The organism is Acinetobacter amyesii, from assembly GCF_023499985.1.
GTDB classification, from domain to species: Bacteria; Pseudomonadota; Gammaproteobacteria; order Pseudomonadales; family Moraxellaceae; genus Acinetobacter; species Acinetobacter amyesii.
In genome coordinates this window covers 1-19,148 of record NZ_JAMCOU010000029.1, presented here as the reverse complement: position 1 = coordinate 19,148, position 19,148 = coordinate 1, and the positions used below count along the sequence as shown (strand labels likewise).

General features: G+C 35.0%; 21 protein-coding genes. 10 read left to right on the top strand and 11 right to left on the bottom strand.

Annotated elements, in window-relative coordinates:
• The 3 genes from M5F03_RS08380 to M5F03_RS08370 form a co-directional block, all read left to right on the top strand.
• Positions 1-855: hypothetical protein (locus M5F03_RS08380; protein ID WP_249707983.1), on the top strand; the 855-nt coding region annotated here is incomplete at its 5' end.
• A 110-nt stretch (positions 856-965) separates the two neighbouring features.
• The gene (locus M5F03_RS08375) at positions 966-1,286 is read left to right on the top strand and encodes a transcriptional regulator (RefSeq protein ID WP_249707981.1); all 321 of its coding nucleotides are present in this window, start codon (positions 966-968) and stop codon (positions 1,284-1,286) included.
• A complete protein-coding gene (locus M5F03_RS08370; RefSeq protein ID WP_249707979.1) occupies positions 1,270-1,575 on the top strand; it encodes a helix-turn-helix domain-containing protein in 306 nt (101 codons plus the stop codon). Before M5F03_RS08375 ends, M5F03_RS08370 begins: the two co-directional genes overlap by 17 nt.
• 92 nt (positions 1,576-1,667) lie before the next feature.
• On the opposite strand, the gene M5F03_RS08365 is transcribed toward M5F03_RS08370, so the two are convergent.
• Both M5F03_RS08365 and M5F03_RS08360 read right to left on the bottom strand, forming a co-directional pair.
• Positions 1,668-2,333 (bottom strand): DUF2290 domain-containing protein, encoded by a 666-nt coding sequence (locus tag M5F03_RS08365; RefSeq protein WP_083008171.1) that lies wholly within the window; start codon positions 2,331-2,333, stop codon positions 1,668-1,670.
• Positions 2,334-2,338: 5 nt separating this feature from the next.
• The gene (locus M5F03_RS08360; RefSeq protein WP_249707977.1) at positions 2,339-4,468 is read right to left on the bottom strand and encodes a DEAD/DEAH box helicase; all 2,130 of its coding nucleotides are present in this window, start codon (positions 4,466-4,468) and stop codon (positions 2,339-2,341) included.
• A gap of 271 nt (positions 4,469-4,739) precedes the next feature.
• On the opposite strand from M5F03_RS08360, the gene M5F03_RS08355 reads away from it, so the two are divergent.
• Entirely contained in the window at positions 4,740-4,901 is a 162-nt protein-coding gene (locus M5F03_RS08355) for a hypothetical protein (protein ID WP_249707968.1), read from the top strand.
• A gap of 558 nt (positions 4,902-5,459) precedes the next feature.
• On the opposite strand, the gene M5F03_RS08350 is transcribed toward M5F03_RS08355, so the two are convergent.
• Positions 5,460-5,801 carry a winged helix-turn-helix transcriptional regulator gene (locus M5F03_RS08350; RefSeq protein ID WP_249707966.1) on the bottom strand — a complete coding sequence of 114 codons (342 nt, stop codon included), beginning with the start codon at positions 5,799-5,801 and terminating at the stop codon, positions 5,460-5,462.
• Positions 5,802-5,927: 126 nt separating this feature from the next.
• Here M5F03_RS08350 and M5F03_RS08345 point away from each other — a divergent pair, with 126 nt between their 5' ends.
• On the top strand, positions 5,928-6,344 hold the full coding sequence (locus M5F03_RS08345) for an ester cyclase (RefSeq protein ID WP_249707963.1): 417 nt from the start codon (positions 5,928-5,930) through the stop codon (positions 6,342-6,344).
• A 240-nt stretch (positions 6,345-6,584) separates the two neighbouring features.
• Here the strand turns inward: M5F03_RS08345 and M5F03_RS08340 are convergent, their stop codons facing one another.
• On the bottom strand, positions 6,585-7,598 hold the full coding sequence (locus M5F03_RS08340) for an alpha/beta hydrolase (protein WP_180025084.1): 1,014 nt from the start codon (positions 7,596-7,598) through the stop codon (positions 6,585-6,587).
• A 184-nt stretch (positions 7,599-7,782) separates the two neighbouring features.
• Here M5F03_RS08340 and M5F03_RS08335 point away from each other — a divergent pair, with 184 nt between their 5' ends.
• Positions 7,783-8,202, top strand: coding sequence for a MarR family winged helix-turn-helix transcriptional regulator (locus M5F03_RS08335; protein ID WP_180025083.1), 420 nt, complete (start codon positions 7,783-7,785; stop codon positions 8,200-8,202).
• Positions 8,203-8,506: 304 nt separating this feature from the next.
• Here the strand turns inward: M5F03_RS08335 and M5F03_RS08330 are convergent, their stop codons facing one another.
• Positions 8,507-9,412 carry an AraC family transcriptional regulator gene (locus tag M5F03_RS08330; protein ID WP_249707961.1) on the bottom strand — a complete coding sequence of 302 codons (906 nt, stop codon included), beginning with the start codon at positions 9,410-9,412 and terminating at the stop codon, positions 8,507-8,509.
• A 133-nt stretch (positions 9,413-9,545) separates the two neighbouring features.
• Between M5F03_RS08330 and M5F03_RS08325 the strand changes: the two genes are divergently transcribed.
• Both M5F03_RS08325 and M5F03_RS08320 read left to right on the top strand, forming a co-directional pair.
• On the top strand, positions 9,546-10,280 hold the full coding sequence (locus M5F03_RS08325) for an SDR family oxidoreductase (RefSeq protein ID WP_130040667.1): 735 nt from the start codon (positions 9,546-9,548) through the stop codon (positions 10,278-10,280).
• A 126-nt stretch (positions 10,281-10,406) separates the two neighbouring features.
• On the top strand, positions 10,407-10,841 hold the full coding sequence (locus M5F03_RS08320) for a nuclear transport factor 2 family protein (protein WP_249707959.1): 435 nt from the start codon (positions 10,407-10,409) through the stop codon (positions 10,839-10,841).
• Between the two features lie 572 nt (positions 10,842-11,413).
• On the opposite strand, the gene M5F03_RS08315 is transcribed toward M5F03_RS08320, so the two are convergent.
• From M5F03_RS08315 to M5F03_RS16640, 6 genes are all read right to left on the bottom strand, one after another.
• Entirely contained in the window at positions 11,414-14,293 is a 2,880-nt protein-coding gene (locus tag M5F03_RS08315; protein WP_249707957.1) for an AAA family ATPase, read from the bottom strand.
• Between the two features lie 274 nt (positions 14,294-14,567).
• On the bottom strand, positions 14,568-15,617 hold the full coding sequence (locus tag M5F03_RS08310; RefSeq protein ID WP_249707954.1) for a TrbL/VirB6 family protein: 1,050 nt from the start codon (positions 15,615-15,617) through the stop codon (positions 14,568-14,570).
• 8 nt (positions 15,618-15,625) lie between these two features.
• Positions 15,626-16,024 (bottom strand): hypothetical protein, encoded by a 399-nt coding sequence (locus M5F03_RS08305; protein ID WP_249707950.1) that lies wholly within the window; start codon positions 16,022-16,024, stop codon positions 15,626-15,628.
• Positions 16,021-16,191, bottom strand: coding sequence for a ribbon-helix-helix protein (locus M5F03_RS08300; RefSeq protein WP_249707948.1), 171 nt, complete (start codon positions 16,189-16,191; stop codon positions 16,021-16,023). The genes M5F03_RS08305 and M5F03_RS08300 overlap by 4 nt, the downstream gene beginning before the upstream one ends.
• Positions 16,192-16,634: 443 nt before the next feature.
• A complete protein-coding gene (locus M5F03_RS08295) occupies positions 16,635-16,775 on the bottom strand; it encodes a hypothetical protein (RefSeq protein WP_249707947.1) in 141 nt (46 codons plus the stop codon).
• A 328-nt stretch (positions 16,776-17,103) separates the two neighbouring features.
• Positions 17,104-17,226, bottom strand: coding sequence for a hypothetical protein (locus M5F03_RS16640; protein WP_257224053.1), 123 nt, complete (start codon positions 17,224-17,226; stop codon positions 17,104-17,106).
• 341 nt (positions 17,227-17,567) lie between these two features.
• On the opposite strand from M5F03_RS16640, the gene M5F03_RS08290 reads away from it, so the two are divergent.
• Together M5F03_RS08290 and M5F03_RS08285 are read left to right on the top strand one after the other, a co-directional pair.
• Positions 17,568-18,209, top strand: a complete 642-nt coding sequence (locus M5F03_RS08290) for an AAA family ATPase (protein WP_249707946.1) — start codon at positions 17,568-17,570, stop codon at positions 18,207-18,209.
• A complete protein-coding gene (locus tag M5F03_RS08285; protein WP_249707945.1) occupies positions 18,210-18,506 on the top strand; it encodes a hypothetical protein in 297 nt (98 codons plus the stop codon). It begins immediately after the preceding gene.
• The last annotated feature ends 642 nt before the right edge of the window (positions 18,507-19,148 follow it).

Genomic DNA, 19,148 nt, shown 5'->3' with positions numbered 1-19,148 from the left:
TATGAAAATCCTGCGCTGGAAGCTATGAAAAAAGCTTCAATGCCTTGGAAAGAATACGGAGCTATGAATGCAGCGATAGCTGGCATCACACGGGCATATGAAAATCCTGCGCTGGAAGCTATTAGAAGTGCTGCGTCATCTGTCACAGTTAATAAATCATTAGGTTTACAGGCCGACTTACAAAGACTTATAGCTGCTAAGACATTAATTCCAGATTTGAATAATAAAATTTTTAATTTAAATCAAAAACTTTATGCAATTGCTGAGTTAACTGAACAGAGTTTCAGTCAGAATAATTTTGATTCTATTCAAAATTATTTGGACACTCTCGATGATTTTAATGAAAAATATAATCAAGACATAAACATCGATAGAACAACAATTCAAACACTAGATTTAGTTCTTGAACAACAAGAGACGTTAGAGCTGACATCTGACCTAAGAAATATAGGTGTTTTTGATACATCAAGTGGATCTATTTTATTAGAATATTTAGAAACACTGCCAACAGATAAAGCATCATATCTTTTAAGGCTCATAGTTTGTTTACTTGTATGGTTTGCAGAGACCGTTACAGAACCAATTATTAATGAATATGAACCTATTAAAAATAATCAAAAACGCTTAGTAAACCTTGTAAATGGCGTAGAAGGTCTAGCACGTGTCATAAAGGATTGTGAATTAAAGGATCAACCAAACGGTCTAAAACGGATAAGTCTAGAAAAAGAATCTATAGTGACAGTGTATAAAACGAATGAATATATCCCAGATGGATGGTCCAGAATTAAATTCAATAAAGATGGGCATGATATTACAGGATACATTAAAGCATCTGAGTTTCATCTACTTGATTAATCTCTATTTAACATAATGGCGATTATATGAAATTCCAAAAAATTATTGATTAAGTACTACTATGTAGTACAATAAAATTACTACATAGTAGTAGATAGTATGGAAGCTTGATGTATACAATATGTGAGACATCTTTGTTCAGTAAGTTTTATTCAGACTATTGGACAGAAAAAGAGTACAACGAGTTTAAAGTTTTTCTTGCTTCCAATCCCGAGGTTGGAGATGTAGAACCTAACTCAGGTGGAATACGTAAAGTTCGTTGGGGATCTGGTAAAACAGGAAAAAGTGGTGGAGTCCGAGTGATCTATTACAACCGTTTAGCTAACGGACAAATATGGTTACTCACCATTTATGGAAAATCTGCTGTTGATCAACTCGATAAAAAAGTACTACGTGCTTTAGTGGAGAAGCTGAATGAATCACTTAAATAATATTGAAAGCCGTGATGCGGAACGAGATATTGGCGCTGAGTTACTTATGGCTGTAGATGAAATGCTTGCCAATACTCCCGTAAAAACTTATGCGATTACTCAAACAGATGTCGCTTTAGCTCGTCAAAAATCAGAGTTAAGCCAACGTCAATTCGCCGATACTTTGGGTGTATCTGTACGTACTTTAGAAAGCTGGGAACAAGGTGTACGTAAGCCATCTAAAGCAGCACAATCCTTAATTAAGCTGTTTATCAAAGACCCTTCTTTTGTCAGAGAAGCTCTTCGATAATTTTAAAAAATATAGTAAAAATGGGAACTTAAGACTCCCATTTTTGATGTTCCTATAACGTGTATTATTTTAATTTTAGATAAGCTTTATATTTATCTAATCATATTCATATGTAAAAATTTGGTTTCACCTTCTGTTATGGTTTGATCAAAAAATCTTCTTGGATATCTAATACCTTCGTTATAACTTTTATATGCTGTGTTATAAAAACTTCTAAGAATAAAGTCTATGAAAACGATTGGTGATACTGGGGCACTAGTTGCGATACGGCAATTTTTATATTGTCCTAATGTTAAATGGCTCTTAGGATGATTAAATTCTTCAAATGCTGTTTCATCATAATCAAATCTAATTGGTACAGGAACTATCGAGGGCTCTATAATTTCAGCATACATAGGTTGTTCAAGATAAATCTCTGGTTCTTGCTGATACGCTTCCATGTTTGGATTTGGTAAATATGCCAGTCTATGTTTATAAATCTTATTTTTATTAAATAAATAATTTAATTGAATAATTGCCCCATCTAACATCAAGTAATTATAGAGATTTCGTTTATAGGATTCATCATATAAATCTTTATAACTCATAGAGGATAAAGTAAATGAGATATCTTTACATGATGAAATACATATCTCTGTTTTATTCTCAGGATGATCTTTCAAAGAATAACTATTATATTTATCAATTAAGCTATTCTTAAAAAAAAGTTCATCTATAGTCCTGATTTCATTTACTATTTCAGATGGGGTCAAAGGCATATCTATTATCCAAAAATATCTTTAAATCTTTGTAAAACGTCCGGATCTAAATCCTCTTTATGGAGTACACCTTCATCTAAATCCTTAATTAGATTTTCTAAGAATTTTCGTCTAGCCTGAATTCGTTTTTTATCTTTATCTGATAAATCTCTATTAACAATTCTTAAATGTTGTCGCTGTTCTTCTGTTGGATAAGTGAATAGAAGAGAAAAATTATTTCTTTTTACTTCATTAAACTCTTCTTCAAGTATTTTCATACCTTGACCGACACCCAATACCCTCAACCAAGCCTTTGTTCGAGTCATAGCAGTAAAAAGGATATTTCTTTTTGTTGCTAATCCAGCACCTTGCGCACAATAATCTGCATTTATCACATAGACCATTGGGGCTTCATTTCCTTTTGCTCGGAAAATCGAAGTAAATGTAACACTATCATCCTGTGCAAAGTCATCAGGAGAAATTGTTACACCTGCTAAATTCGAGTTAATACCAGCTTCATGTAGGCTATACCGAGCTACACCAAATTTATCTCTAGCACTTAAAGCATTAGGATGAATAATCATAATATCCTCAGGCTTCAATTCATTTTTTTCAATATCGTTCTTAATAGAATCAACTAAATACTGAATTTGCTCTTCTTCGGTATTAAATGTCTTAAATTTTATTAGATCATCAATTTCTGAATGGTTTTCTAAAAAATCAGGACTTGATTTAGAAGTCCTAGCTAAACGAACTTTTTCACCTTCAATTAAATTACCTTCTACAACTTCATATCCAATATCATTCCAAAGAGGAGCGTAATCGAACATCTGAACTAAAGGTAATTTGCCTTCTGGAACTTTACGGTAAATACCAAAACCTAAGGCATGAGCAGAAGTTAATATTGGTCTAGGATTTCGATAACAAGTATCAAGAATAATATCTCGTTCAGGCTCACCATCATTGCTACTTAAACTAACTAGTGGGCGTCCGTTTTCATCTTTACCCCAAATATCTTCAGGATTTGGCATTGAACTTTCTGAAAGAGTCTGTAATTCATCATAGGCATATATAAGCCGTTTATTTTTATCTAAGAGCTTGTAGCAAAGTTGCAAAAATGATGGTGCAAAATCTTGAGCTTCATCAATTAAAATCAAATCATATAAAGAAGGTAAGGAATGTTTTTGATCTAATAAAGACTTACAAGCAAAGTCGAACTCACTTTGATCAAGTGGATGCCTGTATGCTTTTGCTGATCTAAAATCATAATACTTTGAATTTGTTGCTAATGTTGCATTGTAATATATTCCTTCCATAGAAGGACTTCCCCAAGCATGTATGATTTTAATCTTTTCAAAGTCAGGGAGCTCATTAGTTTGTTCATAGACAAAACTAGTTATTAAATTTTGAAACTGATTTTTTAATGATCTTGTATTAAACGTAACTGCTATTTTCCAATCAGGATTTTTAGCATGTAAATAAGCTACTTTTCGAGCTAAAACAATGGTTTTTCCTGATCCAGCTAATCCTCTAATACGTTGAACACCATTAACTGTTTCAAGTACCGCTTTGCTTTGTTGCAAATCTAAATTAGTAATAGATTGATCTAATTTTACTAATTTAGCTCCTCTCGAATTAGGTTGCTGAGGGTTTCTTTTTTTCCCAACTTTTACTTTAGAAACAGCTTGAATAGCACTAACTATTTGTTTGTATTTTTCACTATTATCAGATTGTTCATCTTTAAGATAATTGATTAAAGAGATAGATTGAGTAATAACAAGATTATCTTCATCTAGGCTTTCTTGGTGATTCGATACAGCAGGAGCAAATGTTAAAACGCGTACATCAACATCCAACTGTCTTCTTTTGACAAGTTCTTTATACTGAATAAGCTTCGCAGATAACATTGCATAACATGTATCTTGTATATCTATTATTTCCTCAGGCAACTCAGTACCTTCAATTAGAATAAAAGCAATAATGCCATGTTGAGGTGAGGTTAAAAGCGCATCAATTTCATAAGCGCCATCAACTGTACCGATAATTGGATAACCTAAATATAAAGTTCCATCTAATTTTTCTATTTTTTGAACAGCATCTTGAAGCTGTTTAGATGTAGCAGGCTTATCTGTTGTTCCATGGATCACATCAATCATATGAGATCTCAAATTAAAAATTTGATCAATACTAACAAATAGCAAAGCATGACGAATTAAAATCTGACTATTGGACCTTTAATTGACTATTATTTAACATAAAATCTCTTATGCGAAACAAAAAAAAGTTCGTTGAAATACAATATCGATGAGCTAAAACCTACTTTTTAAATTAAAAAGACATAACTTGTCGCCTATCTTTAATTACTGCCCTTAACTTTTCCTTTTTTATAACTTATAAAATAAATGTTATAACAAAGGAAAACGAAACATGAAGCACCTATTAGGATTGGTTGTAAGTTGGTTGGTGGTGGTCATTGGTATGGCATTATCAGGCTTTCCTGATTATAGAGATCTTAGTTTTGAAAATTTTTTAGCGTTTATTTACACAACAATTGCTTATGTAATTGCTGTATTTTTAACTAAAAAATAATCTTTATAAAATAAAAAAGCCCGACATCCTGTCGGGCTTTTTCGTATGGTTTCGCTTGGCATAACTCCTGTCGTGCCGCCGATCCTTGTGCGATTATTTATTTTTATTCTGCGGAACATCCTGTTCTCTTATGACTTCATGATATTGAATACAGGGGATTGTGAGCATCCGCAAAATCCCTAAATCCATGTGCGCTCAGGCGTACAAAATTGGTGAATTTTTATCCCAAGAGTTGTCCGCAGAAATTGGGGATAATTTAAGCCAGCGATGTGTTGATAACGCAGAGAAAAATGAAAAATTGATTAAATATTGATCAAAATTATTGGCGAAATATATCAAAACTGCTTAAAAAGAAACCGACTTGTTTCCAAGTCGGTTTTTTGTTGTTTTTCAGGGGGATGAAAAATTTTTAACTATATGAAAAACAAGGATATTTTAAAAAGCATTTCGTATAACCTCTATTATGTTAAATGGAAAGATTACTCTGTTTATTTTTCAAAGTTTAGTAGTATAAATTTTCTATCAACCTTACCAACTAAGTTTATAGTTTAGGTTTTCTTAATTCAGCTCTGATGATGGCTGTAACAACTTTGTCACCTGCTCACGGTTTTGGTTGCCCCACTCACAAAGTGGAACCAGTGCTTGTACAAGTGTTTCGCCAAAAGGTGTAAGAGAGTAATCAACCATTGGCGGTACACACTTATAATCATGTCTATTAAGAACATTGATTGCGACTAAATCGCGTAACTGTTGAATCAGCACTTTTTCACTGATGCTTCCCACACTTCTTTTTATCTCAGAAAATCGTAATGGTCCATTCTGAAGATGATAGAGGATTAAAGGCTTCCATTTTCCCCCCATAATTTTTAAAGAAATATCTAAACCACATGATGTATTCATAATAATATTCCACTTACCTTTTTGTAGGTTCTACTCTTTAAGTAACCTATTGTCTATACTTCTATTTTGTCCAATAGATTTATGTGATATGGCATTGGTTGGCGGAATCCAGACTTAAAGGAATATATGATGCAGAATGATCTTGAGATAATTAGAGAATTATACAATGCAGCTGAAGGTAAAACTCTTGACCTGAATAGATTTACTTCATTCTTTTCGGATGAGGGATACGTTCTGAATGTTCCAGCTGAAATGGAATTTCGTGGGGAAAATATTGCCATGGTAGCAAGTGGTATGGCTGCAGCATTTCCTGATGTTCATCGTGAAATTTTTAGCACTTACGCTATGAATGGTACTGTTGTCGTTGAACTTGCAATTCGCGGTACTCATACTGGGGAACTCATTACACCTGAAGGAACACTTGCGCCAACAGGGAAAACTATAGATGTTCCTTGCTGTGATGTATTTCATATTGAGAATGGAAAAATAATTTCTTTCCATTGCTACAATGCTGCATCGATCATGCAGCAGCAGTTGAATTAACTTAAATAGATGATATAAATATTTGAGTGTTGAATATGTAATCAACTATGTAAAGTCTGGCCTTCAAGCTCAAAAATGAGACTGTTATAGTGTTTTAAATAGATTCGCTATTCAGAAGATCTTGATTCAGTCGGATTGTCTTATCTCGGCAAGTTATTATTTTCTAAAATGAAATCATAGAAATAAAGAAGCCCAGATATGAGATCTGGGCTTCTTTATTTCATTAAGTCAGACAAGCCTTTATTTCAAATGTTTTTGAAGTTCAGATCCTGCTTGAGATAGAGCAGTTTTTACCGTTGGCTCATTGCTGAGTGGATTGAGTAGACCATAATCATGGATCATACCGTTATAACGGGTAACGGTTACAGGTACACCAGCTTTATCCAAATGACGTCCAAATGCTTCACCTTCATCACGTAATACATCTAACTCAGCAGTTTGAATCAGTGTCGGTGGGAAGTCTTTCAGCTGCTCATTGCTGGCGCGAAGTGGAGATGCCAGAATATTGTTACGGTCAGATGCTTTAGTGGTGTAATTATTCCAGAACCATTTCATCATATTTTTGGTTAAGAAGTGATTATTGGCGTAAGTGTTATATGACTCATTATCAAAGTTTGCATCAGTCACTGGCCAAAGCATTACGTTGTAACGGATTTTTGGACCGCCGAACTGCTTCGCTTGCAGCGCTACAGAAGCAACCATGTTACCGCCTACACTGTTACCTACTAATCCTAAACGTGTACCATCCACCCCGATTTCTTTACCGTGCTCAGCCACCCATTTAGTTGCTTCATAAGCCTGGTCAATCGCGACTGGGAAGTGAGATTCAGGGGAAGGCGTGTAATCCACATAAACCGCTGCAGCGCCTGATTCACGCACCAAATCTCGGATCAAGCGTTCATGAGTAGGGAAGTCACCTAGTACCCAGCCACCACCATGGAAGAACATGAAGACAGGCAGCGTTCCTTTAGTATTTTCAGGTTTCACGATTTTCAGCTTAATGCTTTGACCTTTGATCTGAATCGTTTTATCAGAGACTTGAGCAGGAGGAAGAACAACGCCTTGCTGAGCTCCAATAAGGACCTGACGAGCTTCTGCTGGAGACATTTGTTCCATAGGCTTGCCATTACCTGAATTTAAGACATCAAGGAACGCTTTAACACCTGCAGTTGGTGCTGGAGCATTAACAGGTTGTGCTGATGCTGCCGCAGATGCGAATACGGTAGAAGTTAATAAAGCAGATACGATTTTCATGGCGCTAACTCACTATAACGTTCGAGAATTTTTTTAAACAATATGTTGGTTTCTATCCAGAAGCTGATTTATTTAGATCATCTTCCATTAATCTTGTGTACATAATACTTGCATGCAAGTTACTTTTGGTCAAGAATTATTTATAATATTTTTTAGATATTATTTGGAATAGGTTGTTAAAGTTATGAATAACAGCATCTTAGGTGGACAGCTTTGTTTCTCTTTATACTCTGTATCGAATGCATTAACCCGACAGTACCGCCCATTTCTGAAAGAATTTGATCTGACTTACCCTCAATTTGTCGTTCTTCTTGCCTTGTATGACCAAGATAATATTTCTTTAAAAGAGCTCGGTGAAAAGACGTTATTCGACTCAGGAACGTTAACGCCACTGGTACAGAAACTTGAAGCTAAAGAGTTCTTAAACCGAGTATCTGTTGCTGAAGATGAGCGGGTAAAAAAGGTCATCCTGACGGATAAGGCTAGAGGTTTGAAAGAGCAAATTCTGGAGATACCGAATCAGATGCGCTGTTCAATGCGGATGAGTGATGAGGAACTAGAGAATTTAAAACAGCTATCCAAGAACTTATTGCAAGATTTATAAGAATTAATTTTTTAGGAGAACGAATGTAGTTTACATTGGAATCTGAGCAATTGATTTTATTCTTAATAAGGATATCTTCAGCAGTATAAAAAAAGATAAAAGTGAAAAATGTTTCTTGTTGCTTTTAAAGCATACACACAGGCACAGTATTAAGTATTTTAAAAATTAACATAATACACGTTATACGGAGCTGAAAAATTGAATCTATCACATTAACTTTTTATGTATTTTTTTAAATTTAAAACCTAGGCATTGGCCTAGGTTTTTTAATTTCGTATAACAACCATTATGTTAAATGGCGCACCTAGGACGATGGAGATAATGTAAAAATAGACTTCATTTTTTTTACTTCATCCATGGGACTTTGACCAAATAGACGTTTAAATTCCCTGCTAAATTGAGATGTACTTTCATATCCAACACGTCTAGCAGCATCTTCGACAGTGGTATTTTCTTGAATCATCATTAATCTCGATTTATGCAATCGAATCATTTTTATATACTGTATAGGTGAAGTTGATGTAACAGCTTTAAAATGAACATGTAGCGATGGAATACTTAAATTTGCTTGTGACGCTAAATAGTCTAAGTCTATTTTTGTTTGGTACTGGTTATGAATGTAGTGCAAAACTTTGGAAATTTTTCCGAAACTATTATTTTGATAAAGCGTTGATCTTAATACTTGGCCTTGTTCATTAACTAAAACACGATAAAGAATTTCTCTGTAAATAGAAGGAGCTAAAATTTTTGCTTCCCTTTCTTCAGATAGAGCCTTGATAAGACGATATACTGAATTTTCTAAACATATGTCCATTGGACTAGCATATAAAGCTGAAATACTCTGACCGGACAACGTCTCAGAATAATCACTTAGGTCCACAACAAGTTCTGCCAAAATCAATGGATCAATGCGTAGAATTAAACCTAATAAAGGCTGTTCTGAGCTTGCAATGGTTTCGACACTAAATGGTAAAGGTACTGAAACCACTAAATAATTTTGAGCATCATAAGTATATTTTTCCCCAAGATAATAACCATGCTTCTCTCCCTGAAGTACTATCACAATACTCGGCTCATACAGTGTTTGCATACTCTCTAATGCCTGATCTACACGCATAAAAGTAATATTTTCCAATATGGACTGTGTATAACCTTGTGATGGTGCAAGTTTCTTAATTAATGAAATCATTTCACTTTGATTTTCATTCATATCACTATACATATCCATTAAAACTCTACTAATCAATTCAATACTTTTGAGCAAAAATGAAATAGGAATAGATCTTACTGCTTTTTCATCCTCTATCTAAGATATCTCAAAACTTTATTTAGAGGGAAATTCCATGTCAAATACAATCACAGAAAAAGTTATTTTAATCACTGGTGCAAGTAGTGGCATAGGCGAATCTACAGCTAGAATTTTAGCGAAGCAAGGGCATTTATTAGTTATAGGTGCTCGTCGCGAGGACCGCCTTAAAACACTAGTTAGAGAAATTGATCCATCAGGAACTCAGGTTAAATATCAGACTTTAAATGTCACGCAAAGACACTCAGTTCAAGACTTTGTTAATTTTGCATTAGAACAGTTTGGTCGAATTGATGTCATCATTAATAATGCTGGCATTATGCCACTATCACCAATGTCTGCATTAAAGTTAGATGAATGGGATGCAATGATTGATGTGAATATTCGTGGTGTCCTCCATGGCATTGCTGCTGTTTTGCCGATTATGCAAAAGCAATCTCATGGACAAATTATTAATATTTCTTCAATAGGGGGGCTTTCAGTTGTGCCAACAGCGGCCGTTTATTGTGCAACTAAATATGCTGTCCGTGCAATATCCGATGGTCTTCGTCAAGAGCATCAAGAAATCAGGGTGACCTGTGTTTATCCTGGTGTAGTTGAGTCTGAACTCGCTCATACGATTACGGACCCATCAGCTGCACAAGCAATGAAAGAATATCGTCAAATATGTATTCAACCAGAAGCTATTGCAAATGCCATCGCACATGTAATTAACCAGAGTAGTGATATAGATACTAGTGAGATCGTTATTCGACCAACACTTGCTCTTTAACAAAAATCTAAAAATAGGTTTTCTGAATTCTTATTGTTTTCAAAATATTTAAGGCAACAACTTTAGAAAACAGATATAAAATAAAGGGAAATATTATGTTCATATTTAGAAAATATTTATATATGCATGATCTTTTGTGGCTTAAGTTATCAACCTACTTTTGCAAATGAATCGAAAGCTCAATCTACAAGCGAGATCCAAAATGCATTTGAGTTATGGAAAAATGGTCAAGGTAGCGTATTTGACCTTTTATCAGAACATGTCAAATGGACTGTCGCTGGGTATAGTCCTGTATCAGGCACATATAAAACAAAACAAGAATTTATAGATCAAGCAGTCAAGCCTATCAATTCATTTTTTGCAAAGCCACTGAAGCCAACAGTGAATCATATTATTGCACAGGGAAATAATGTAGTTGTGCTTTGGGATGGAGTTGCTCAAGCTAAAGATGGCAGGCTATATAAAAATAATTATGCATGGCACTTCGTAATGGAAAATAAGAAAGCCATAGAAGTTACTGCATATCTTGATACTTTCGCACTAATGAAATTAATGGATTAAGTTAATGTTTTCTAAAATTAACATAATACACGTTATACGAAAGACCCAATTTATGGGCTTTTCTATCATCTACGAAACAGAAATCTTTTATTTCTGAAATTTCATAACAATAGGGTTCCTAAAACCTATTGTTATATTGGAATTTTCTTTAAAAAAAATAAGAATAAAACTTTAAATATTTGATTATTTTATATGCTTTTTTCTTATGTAAAAAATACTAGATATCCTGTAGTCAAACCCTGCCTAGAATGTAAAAAATACGTAAATACCGAAGTTCACACTTGCCGTTCTTTTAAAGGTTATTTAATGCATATTCGATGTGCTGATAACCTTTTCAGTACATTGTTCTTAATTTCGCCTTTGGCGAACGAACGGACATTGAAAAAACGATTCAAAGAAAGACTAAAGATTCATAAATGCTTAATTTGCAATAAACCTTCTTCTGGCGCAAATGGATTTAAACATTCCATCGTCTATGAAGGACATCAAATAGAGTTAAAAATCCATAGAACATGCTTTTTTAATAGATATGGTTTGGATTACAACCAAGAGACTAAAAGAGCTATATCAACTTAAAACTTCATTTTATGACTATTTTTGATGCTTGGAGAATGCTTGATCTCACTGTTTGGTGCATTTAGATTCTGTGATGGCTGGCTGTGCTTTTGCTGTTGCAACTGTTGATTGAACTTACCCACCATTTCGGCTTTATGACGACTATCAAAGCGTGCTGAAGTATCTTTTTTATATTCATTTAAATACTTGTCTGAATAACGAATATTTAGCTTTTCAAAGGGTACTTCATATTCTTCAGCCTTAATTCTTACTTTCATCACTGCCTTATCTTTGACTTTGTAGGCATCAATCACCTGAAGCTGTGTATCTTTCTCAAAGTGTTCTTTCTTTAAAAAGCCGGTCTTTAAAGTGAGTTCCTGATCTAACTGGAGCTGTTCACCTTTGGCAATGTTCATTTGACCGTTAAACCTTACGATCTCATCACCCAATAAAGCTTTTGATCTTAGGCTATTTCGTACTTCTTCAATGATTTCTTTTTCGCTGAAATGCTTGTCTGGCGTAGTAATTGCCTTAAATGTGCTATTCAAGTTATACAATTCCCGCTGATCATCAAGGCTGTTTCGATGATCACGAATATAGTTCTTTATAAGTTCATCTTTTGCCTGTACGACTGAATAATCCGTTGTAAAGCTCTTAACTTCAGTACGTCCTAAAGTACGTTTCAAGTTATCAAACGGTGTGAGTTCTTTTTCTTGATACTTCCCTTCAGAATTTCTGACCCACGTTTTTTCATCCTGATTGAATGCAGTAGCACTGTAATTTAGCTCTACATTGCCCTTGTGCCGTGTTAGTGCCACATAGGTTAAATTAGCATTCATATTCTCACTGGCAAGGATATAGGCGTTTTCAACCGTCATACCTTGTGATGAATGAATCGTATTGGCATAGCCATGTTTAAAGTGCTGATAGCTGTCTAAATCAATTTTTGATACTTTCCTGCCCTGATCTGATTCAACCATCATGCTTTTAATATTTTGCTGTTTATCTAGCTCAAAGCCAATAACCTTAGCTGTTTCACCATTGGAAACATTCAGGTGCTTATCATTCTTTTTAAATACAATCTTATCGCCTAGCGCTAGATCAATTTCGCCTTTATAGGTGCAGACCTTATGACTTTCTGCAGAAAGCTTGCCCTCTTTAATCAAGATAGATCGAGCCATAGCATTTAGCTCGTTTACATCACGATTTGAGTGAGCAAGCATTAATTTACTCTCGCCCTGGTCAGAGGACCACGATTGAATCGTTTTAACTAAAGCAAATTCATGGGATTCATATTCGTTTACTTTATCTAGGGCTTTATAGATTTCTAATGCCTGATCTACATTGTGTTTAGAAAGATACTGTGATGCTTTTTTCATTTCACTAGAGCGCTGACGCTGAATATTCTCAAGTGAAGCCGTATTTTTATGGTCTAAATTTTGCTGAATATGATTGAATGCAGAACCTGCCATAACGGCATTAAGTTGGTAGCTATCCCCGACTAATTTAATTTGTGCATGGTGATTCTCAACGATCATTAGAAGTTTCTGCATATCTCTTGAACCGACCATGCCCGCTTCATCTAAGATTAAAACAGTCTTGTTATTAACCTCTAAATTACCGCTTTCATATTTTGCCAAAAATGAAGCAATGGTACTGCTTGGAATATCACAATCTGTCGCAATTGCTTTAGCTGTAATTGCCTGTAATGCAATTCCATGAACTTGATAATCTGATTCTTTATAGGCTTCAGATACAGCACTTAAAACGTATGATTTACCAGTTCCCGCAGAACCATTTAAAAGACTGATTCGGTCTGTAGAAGTAAGGGTATAAAATGCCTTTTCTTGCTCACTGTTAAACGTCCTAGTTTCAGCAACACGCACAGCGTTTAATGGCAATTTATCAACTAAAGTTCTTGGCTTTTGTACACGGCTATCTTGGTTCGCATTGAAAATAAGTGCTGAAATAGATTGTTCTATTCCGACCAACTCATTAGAAGATAAAACAACACTATCTTTGCCATATAAAACCGCCATTTCAGAGCATGTTAAAACTGCTTCACGTGCTTTTAAATATTGTTCCTGTCCATCCGTATGCGCTTCCAAGAATCGATCAAGTTCACGAATAGTAAAAAATGATTGCGTTGAAGTAAGGACTTTTAAAACCTCACTTGGTTTTTCAATAATGGTTTCACCATTCTGTCGTCGAATCTCTTTGATATTCTCGTTAATTAGATATTTATCATGGCTAATGTAATCAGCTCGGAAATTTTGACTTTGAATTTCTGTACCAATTTTTTGATAGCTTCTATGGTCTATACGTGAATCTAAACCGATACTTTCCATATAATCATTTGCAGTATTCGCCCAACTTAAACGAACATCAGAAATAAAATTTCGGGCATTAAAATATCGGTCTTTCCCTGCTCCGCCCAATTCAGGATTTTTAGAATTGTAGCGTTTGAAATGTTGTGCTTCATCCCGATCAATACCGTCTAATTTTCTCTCACTAAACATCAAGTGGACATGCGGATTTTGTTCACCATCTCGGGCTAAAGGGTTATGAATTGCATAGGAATACGTAAAATTTTTACCTAAAGTTTTTTCTAAAAATTGGCTAACTAATTCTTCTCGCTGTACCTGTGTTAATTCTCTAGGCAATGAAATTTCTAATTCAGTATAGACACGCCCATTCATGCGTTCATTTTTATCTGCTGACTTCCAAAAGTGTTTTGCATCTTTCGCCCAAGTTGGCAAATTACCTGATTTAATCTTTTCAATATCGGCTCTTTTATACTTCCCATCACGATTGATATAGGCGTAATGGCTTGCCCCTCGGCTTCCCGAAGAACTTGCATTTTTTCCCGCCTTAACCGATAGATGATAAGTTGCCATTTTGCCTTTTTTGATAGTCTGCTTTTTTGTTTCTCAAAGAGAAACGAGGAAGCGTGCATTACTCATTGCTATTCGTTAATGATAAATCCACGCTTCATATTGTTGTGTGAAGTTTAGTAACCGATTTTTTTACTTCGGTCTGCTTGACAAAATCATAGATTTTCTCGGCATCGCTCGTAAAAAAAAGGTAATCAGAGGGGGAAATGGTTGCTCCTTTCATTGTTCGCTTCGTTAACACTCAGCTCTATTTATAGATTCTAAGGTTCTCGGTATTTTATTTTCCTTTCAGTTTAGAAATGAAAGACTGCATCACACTACTGGTTGCACTAGTGGATGCTTCAAAACCATTACCAACTAAAGAGATGGCAAGTTTTGGAACAAGGGCAAATACACCGAGTACGATGAATAAAATAATAATCATCACGAAAGCCCCGATGAATGTTGAGCCTGCTTCATTGAGTTCTTGAACAACCGGCACAATGGTCGAAATCACAAAGTCCGAAGCAATGATCATAAATAAAATAACCACTAAAGGCGTTAAAACAGCTTGTAGCCAGTTGGTTGCATATCTACGAGTTGCGGGGAACATGGCACACGCTAAGAAGATAGGCGCAACAACCAGTAAAATGGCAATAATCATTTTAGAAATAATCCAAATGAGAAAGAACACGCCACAGACAAGACAAGCTAATCCAAGTATCCCAGCATAGATCAGTACAAAGAAAAATCCTGATACTGGATTGGTGATTCCTGTATCTACATTTTGGAAAGCATCAGCAATTGAATTTAATACTACGCTCATAAATGCTTGAAAAGTGGTCACGGTATCGGTCCCTGTCATTTCACCAATCAAATTAGGTAAATCATCAAGGAATACTTCAGCAACGTATGGAAAGAAAGCATCCCATGAAAATACGATTGACCAGATCAAAAGCATAATAACGAAAGTGGCTATCACTCCCTGAATTTCTACTGCCATACCTAACATCATTTTAATAGCTTGGAATGAGATCCAAATAATGATAAAGCCTGAAAAAACTGGAATGATCGGAGCTGTAATCTGCACATAGTATTTTTGAATCTGCGTTTTTACTTTTTTATCAATATCGCCAGCGATGCGTTCGGTCACATTGTTTAGTACTTGCATCCCATTGTCAGAAACAGATTGAACAGCCCCTCCCATATTTTCTTCACTTTGATTTTGCGGAATCTGAATTTTACCCGTACCTAAATCTTGTGGATTGGTGTAGTTCTCAACGGCATAGGCAGTATTTAGTGCAAAAGCACTGCATATCAGCATCAATATCATGATGATTTTTTTCATGGCATCACCTATTGATTAACTGGAATTTTAGGGGGATTTTGTGAGGATTTAACGTGTGTACCCTCACCGTAAATGTCGAGTTTTCCATCGACATAAATCACACATTCAGTCTGCATTGAACCCTCAACACAGTAAGTATTGTCTTTGGTAAACTCTAATTTTTTCTCTATCTTTCCATTGAGCAGCGGAAGTTTTTGTCTAGGATTATTTGAACGAGTAATATAAATATATTTAGTAAAACTATAGCGATCTAAACTGTCTTTTTTACCAATCTCATAATATTCATAATACTTCTCACTATTTTCAATTTTTTTAGGAATCCAAATACCTGAAACATCAGGTTTTGAACATGCAACCATAAAAAATGGAATGGCTATAAATAGAATCGTTTTATTTAAAAATTTCATTTTTTGACCTCTCTTTTAGTCCCATATCTTTTGATGTATTCACGGATAAAGGCTCTAATCACTTGGCTTGAGTTCATGTCTTTATTTCTACAAACACTTTGAAAGTCTTTTAATTCATCAACATCAACCAAAACTGTTAATTGCTTTGTATTGGTATCCTTCTTCATCACATTCCTAAACTGAATCAATTAAAGTTTTATTCTATTTTTAAACATGAACATTTTTTGTATTAATTTTGAAAAATATCCTTTAAAATCAATTGTTTTGTGAGTACAATTCAATTTAGGTATTCATTTATAAGATGAGTTTTTTTCGAGTACAGCCATGCAGAGCATGAGCTACACAGAAAAAAAGGCATCAGAAATATCTATGCCTTCAAATGCTCTTAATTTGCGATTTAAACTATTTTTTTATTTCAATAAGAAAAAGTACATAAAATTAGAAAAAGTGGTAAATACGCTCAATTATGAAGAATTACGACCATATTCAAGTAGGACTCCAAATTTAAAGTTATTAATTAAATGTGCTCACTCACTCCCCGTACCCTCAGCCGTCGGGCAAGCCCTTTGGGCTGATGGTGGACGTTGAGTGAGTTTCGGCAATACTCACCCTAAGAGCCTGCAAAAAGTTTGCTTGCTCTTAAAGTATTGCCATACACCTTTTCGGGCTGACGGAGCCACGCATCGGTCGTATCTGCAAAGGGTAATTGTGCTTTCCCTTTTAGGCTGAGATTACGATTCACACACCGCATCGACACGTTCCCAAACCGAACAGTTCGCTTATCTCTGTGAGGGTTTCCCCAACATACAATTTAAAGCATCCCTGAACTACTCATCACGCTGTTGCTTTGTCGATTTCCCCTAGTAGCAACTCTTGCTTTATCTATATAAAACAATCGCTGTGGTGCGCTAGCGTCGCTTAATTCCTTCCACCCACACCACATGCCAGCCGTAAAACGGACGCGCAGAAGTAGGCAAAACCTGCTTTTTAAAGCTGATTTGATGAAAAAAAACACTTAACTAACGAAGACTTATCATTTAGGGGCTTGAACTAATATCATTTTCCTGTGAAAATAGAGTTCAGGTACAAGCCATTGGTGAAATCTGCACGAGTTGGTAGCTCTGCTGATCTTCGTTACTTGATGTTCCACCATCAAATAACTGCGTACCGACGAATTTAAAGCCCTCCTTGATGTATGTCAAGGAGGGCTTTTATTTTTTAAAGGAAAAAACTTCTAAAAAACATACATATATTGATTGGTACTCACAAAACAATCTATGTGGATTTCTCTATCTATAACTTGTTATAAATCATCTAATAACTAATTTTTTTGCCACCTGTTAATTTCAAAAAACACCTTCCATAGAGACCTAAAATCTTATAAAAATATCTAAGAAAAAAATTTAAAAATTTTTTTCTTAGATATTAGTAACTTCTGCTTAACTTAAATAACTTACGTAACATACGCAACATAAACCTGTTGATCCATTTCATATTTAAGGATATTCTTAAGTTAAATAAGTTACGTAAGTTACATAAAAATATGATTATCTTAGTTGGCGGTGAAAAAGGGGGATCTGGTAAAAGCTGTCTTGCTCAAAACCTAGCTGTCTACCTTCAGCAGAAAAAGCGGGACATTTTACTTTTAGATGCTGACCCTCAAGGAACTACTACTGATTGGGTTAAAGAAAGAGATGAAAACTCTGAATTAAAGAACATTCCATCAGTCCAAGCTGCTGGTAATATTCGACAAGTTTTAGACGATCTATCTCGACGTTATCAAGACATTATTATTGATGCCGGTGGTCAAGACTCCGAGGCTCTACGCTCAGCAATGACTATTGCAACACATATGCTTTTACCATTCCGACCTAAACGTCGTGACTTAAAGACACTAGTTCATGTTGAACAACTTATTAAATTAGCCAAAGCTGTTAACCCAAGCTTAATTACTAGGGCTGTTATTACTCAATGTCCGACATTACCTAGCCAAGTACAACGAATTCTTGATGCAAAAGATGCATGTGAGTCTTTTGGTTTATCACCATTAAATCAATTCACAACCAATCGCAACGTATATGACGATGCCGATGAAAATGGACTTTCTGTATTTGAAGTTGATACTGATAAAAAAGCAATCATTGAAATAGAGCAACTTGCTTTAGAGTTTTTAGGAGAACTTTAAATGGCGCTTAAAGGGTTAACAAAATCTGCTCAGGAATCTAAATCTACAGACCAAAAAATTGAGGCTTTCATTAACGGGTCTAGTAAGCGTGTAAAAAATTTAGAGTGTTCACAACAAGTATATCGTCGATTTACGTTTTCACTAACAGAAGAAGTTAGCAAAGAAATTGATGATCTATTGATAGACTCAAGAGTAGCCAAAGCAAATCGCTCTGTCATTTTAAAAGCTGCTTTACACCAATTACAGAAGCTATCGAAGGAAGACCTACAACAAGCAGTATTAAGTGAAGTTAAATAAGAGGCATAACTTACGTAAGTTAAGCAACATGTGTAAGTTATGTATATAATATGAATTAGATTATTTATGCTATCTAATGAAACGAATCTCAAATTGCTGAATAAATCGGCATATTGCGTGAATGATCCACTAAAAAGCCCAGTTCAAACAAACTGGGCTTTTTAGTGGATCTCAATGTGTTGATTTAATTCAATTTCATGAGGGCATTTCATATAGCGTGTATTATGTTAATTTTAGAAATACTAAAAGTTCCTAATATTCCATAAGGGGATCATAAATATGTCATCCAAATATGATTTAGATAAATTATTAGATCCTTATGGCATAGAAAAACTTCATAAAACTATAACTAGAATTACAGATCCCTTGAAAGGATATCTTTCAATGAATGCAGCGATAGCTAGCATCACACGGGCATATGAAGATCCTGCGCTGGAAGCTATGAAAAAAGCTTCAATGCCTTGGAAAGAATACGGAGCTATGAATGCAGCGATAGCTGGCATCACACGGGCATATGAAGATCCTGCGCTGGAAGCTATGAAAAAAGCTTCAATGCCTTGGAAAGAATACGGAGCTATGAATGCAGCGATAGCTGGCATCACANGGNCATATGAAAATCCTGCGCTGGAAGCTATGAAAAAA

Excerpts from the sequence above, each read along its gene's own strand:
- M5F03_RS08375 (WP_249707981.1), top strand. The coding sequence starts at position 966 with ATGTATACAATATGTGAGACATCTTTGTTCAGTAAGTTTTATTCAGAC.
- M5F03_RS08370 (WP_249707979.1), top strand. The coding sequence starts at position 1,270 with ATGAATCACTTAAATAATATTGAAAGCCGTGATGCGGAACGAGATATT.
- M5F03_RS08365 (WP_083008171.1), bottom strand. The coding sequence starts at position 2,333 with ATGCCTTTGACCCCATCTGAAATAGTAAATGAAATCAGGACTATAGAT.
- M5F03_RS08360 (WP_249707977.1), bottom strand. The coding sequence starts at position 4,468 with ATGATTGATGTGATCCATGGAACAACAGATAAGCCTGCTACATCTAAA.
- M5F03_RS08355 (WP_249707968.1), top strand. The coding sequence starts at position 4,740 with ATGAAGCACCTATTAGGATTGGTTGTAAGTTGGTTGGTGGTGGTCATT.
- M5F03_RS08350 (WP_249707966.1), bottom strand. The coding sequence starts at position 5,801 with ATGAATACATCATGTGGTTTAGATATTTCTTTAAAAATTATGGGGGGA.
- M5F03_RS08345 (WP_249707963.1), top strand. The coding sequence starts at position 5,928 with ATGATGCAGAATGATCTTGAGATAATTAGAGAATTATACAATGCAGCT.
- M5F03_RS08340 (WP_180025084.1), bottom strand. The coding sequence starts at position 7,598 with ATGAAAATCGTATCTGCTTTATTAACTTCTACCGTATTCGCATCTGCG.
- M5F03_RS08335 (WP_180025083.1), top strand. The coding sequence starts at position 7,783 with ATGAATAACAGCATCTTAGGTGGACAGCTTTGTTTCTCTTTATACTCT.
- M5F03_RS08330 (WP_249707961.1), bottom strand. The coding sequence starts at position 9,412 with ATGAATGAAAATCAAAGTGAAATGATTTCATTAATTAAGAAACTTGCA.
- M5F03_RS08325 (WP_130040667.1), top strand. The coding sequence starts at position 9,546 with ATGTCAAATACAATCACAGAAAAAGTTATTTTAATCACTGGTGCAAGT.
- M5F03_RS08320 (WP_249707959.1), top strand. The coding sequence starts at position 10,407 with ATGATCTTTTGTGGCTTAAGTTATCAACCTACTTTTGCAAATGAATCG.
- M5F03_RS08315 (WP_249707957.1), bottom strand. The coding sequence starts at position 14,293 with ATGGCAACTTATCATCTATCGGTTAAGGCGGGAAAAAATGCAAGTTCT.
- M5F03_RS08310 (WP_249707954.1), bottom strand. The coding sequence starts at position 15,617 with ATGAAAAAAATCATCATGATATTGATGCTGATATGCAGTGCTTTTGCA.
- M5F03_RS08305 (WP_249707950.1), bottom strand. The coding sequence starts at position 16,024 with ATGAAATTTTTAAATAAAACGATTCTATTTATAGCCATTCCATTTTTT.
- M5F03_RS08300 (WP_249707948.1), bottom strand. The coding sequence starts at position 16,191 with ATGAAGAAGGATACCAATACAAAGCAATTAACAGTTTTGGTTGATGTT.
- M5F03_RS08295 (WP_249707947.1), bottom strand. The coding sequence starts at position 16,775 with ATGCGGTGTGTGAATCGTAATCTCAGCCTAAAAGGGAAAGCACAATTA.
- M5F03_RS08290 (WP_249707946.1), top strand. The coding sequence starts at position 17,568 with ATGATTATCTTAGTTGGCGGTGAAAAAGGGGGATCTGGTAAAAGCTGT.
- M5F03_RS08285 (WP_249707945.1), top strand. The coding sequence starts at position 18,210 with ATGGCGCTTAAAGGGTTAACAAAATCTGCTCAGGAATCTAAATCTACA.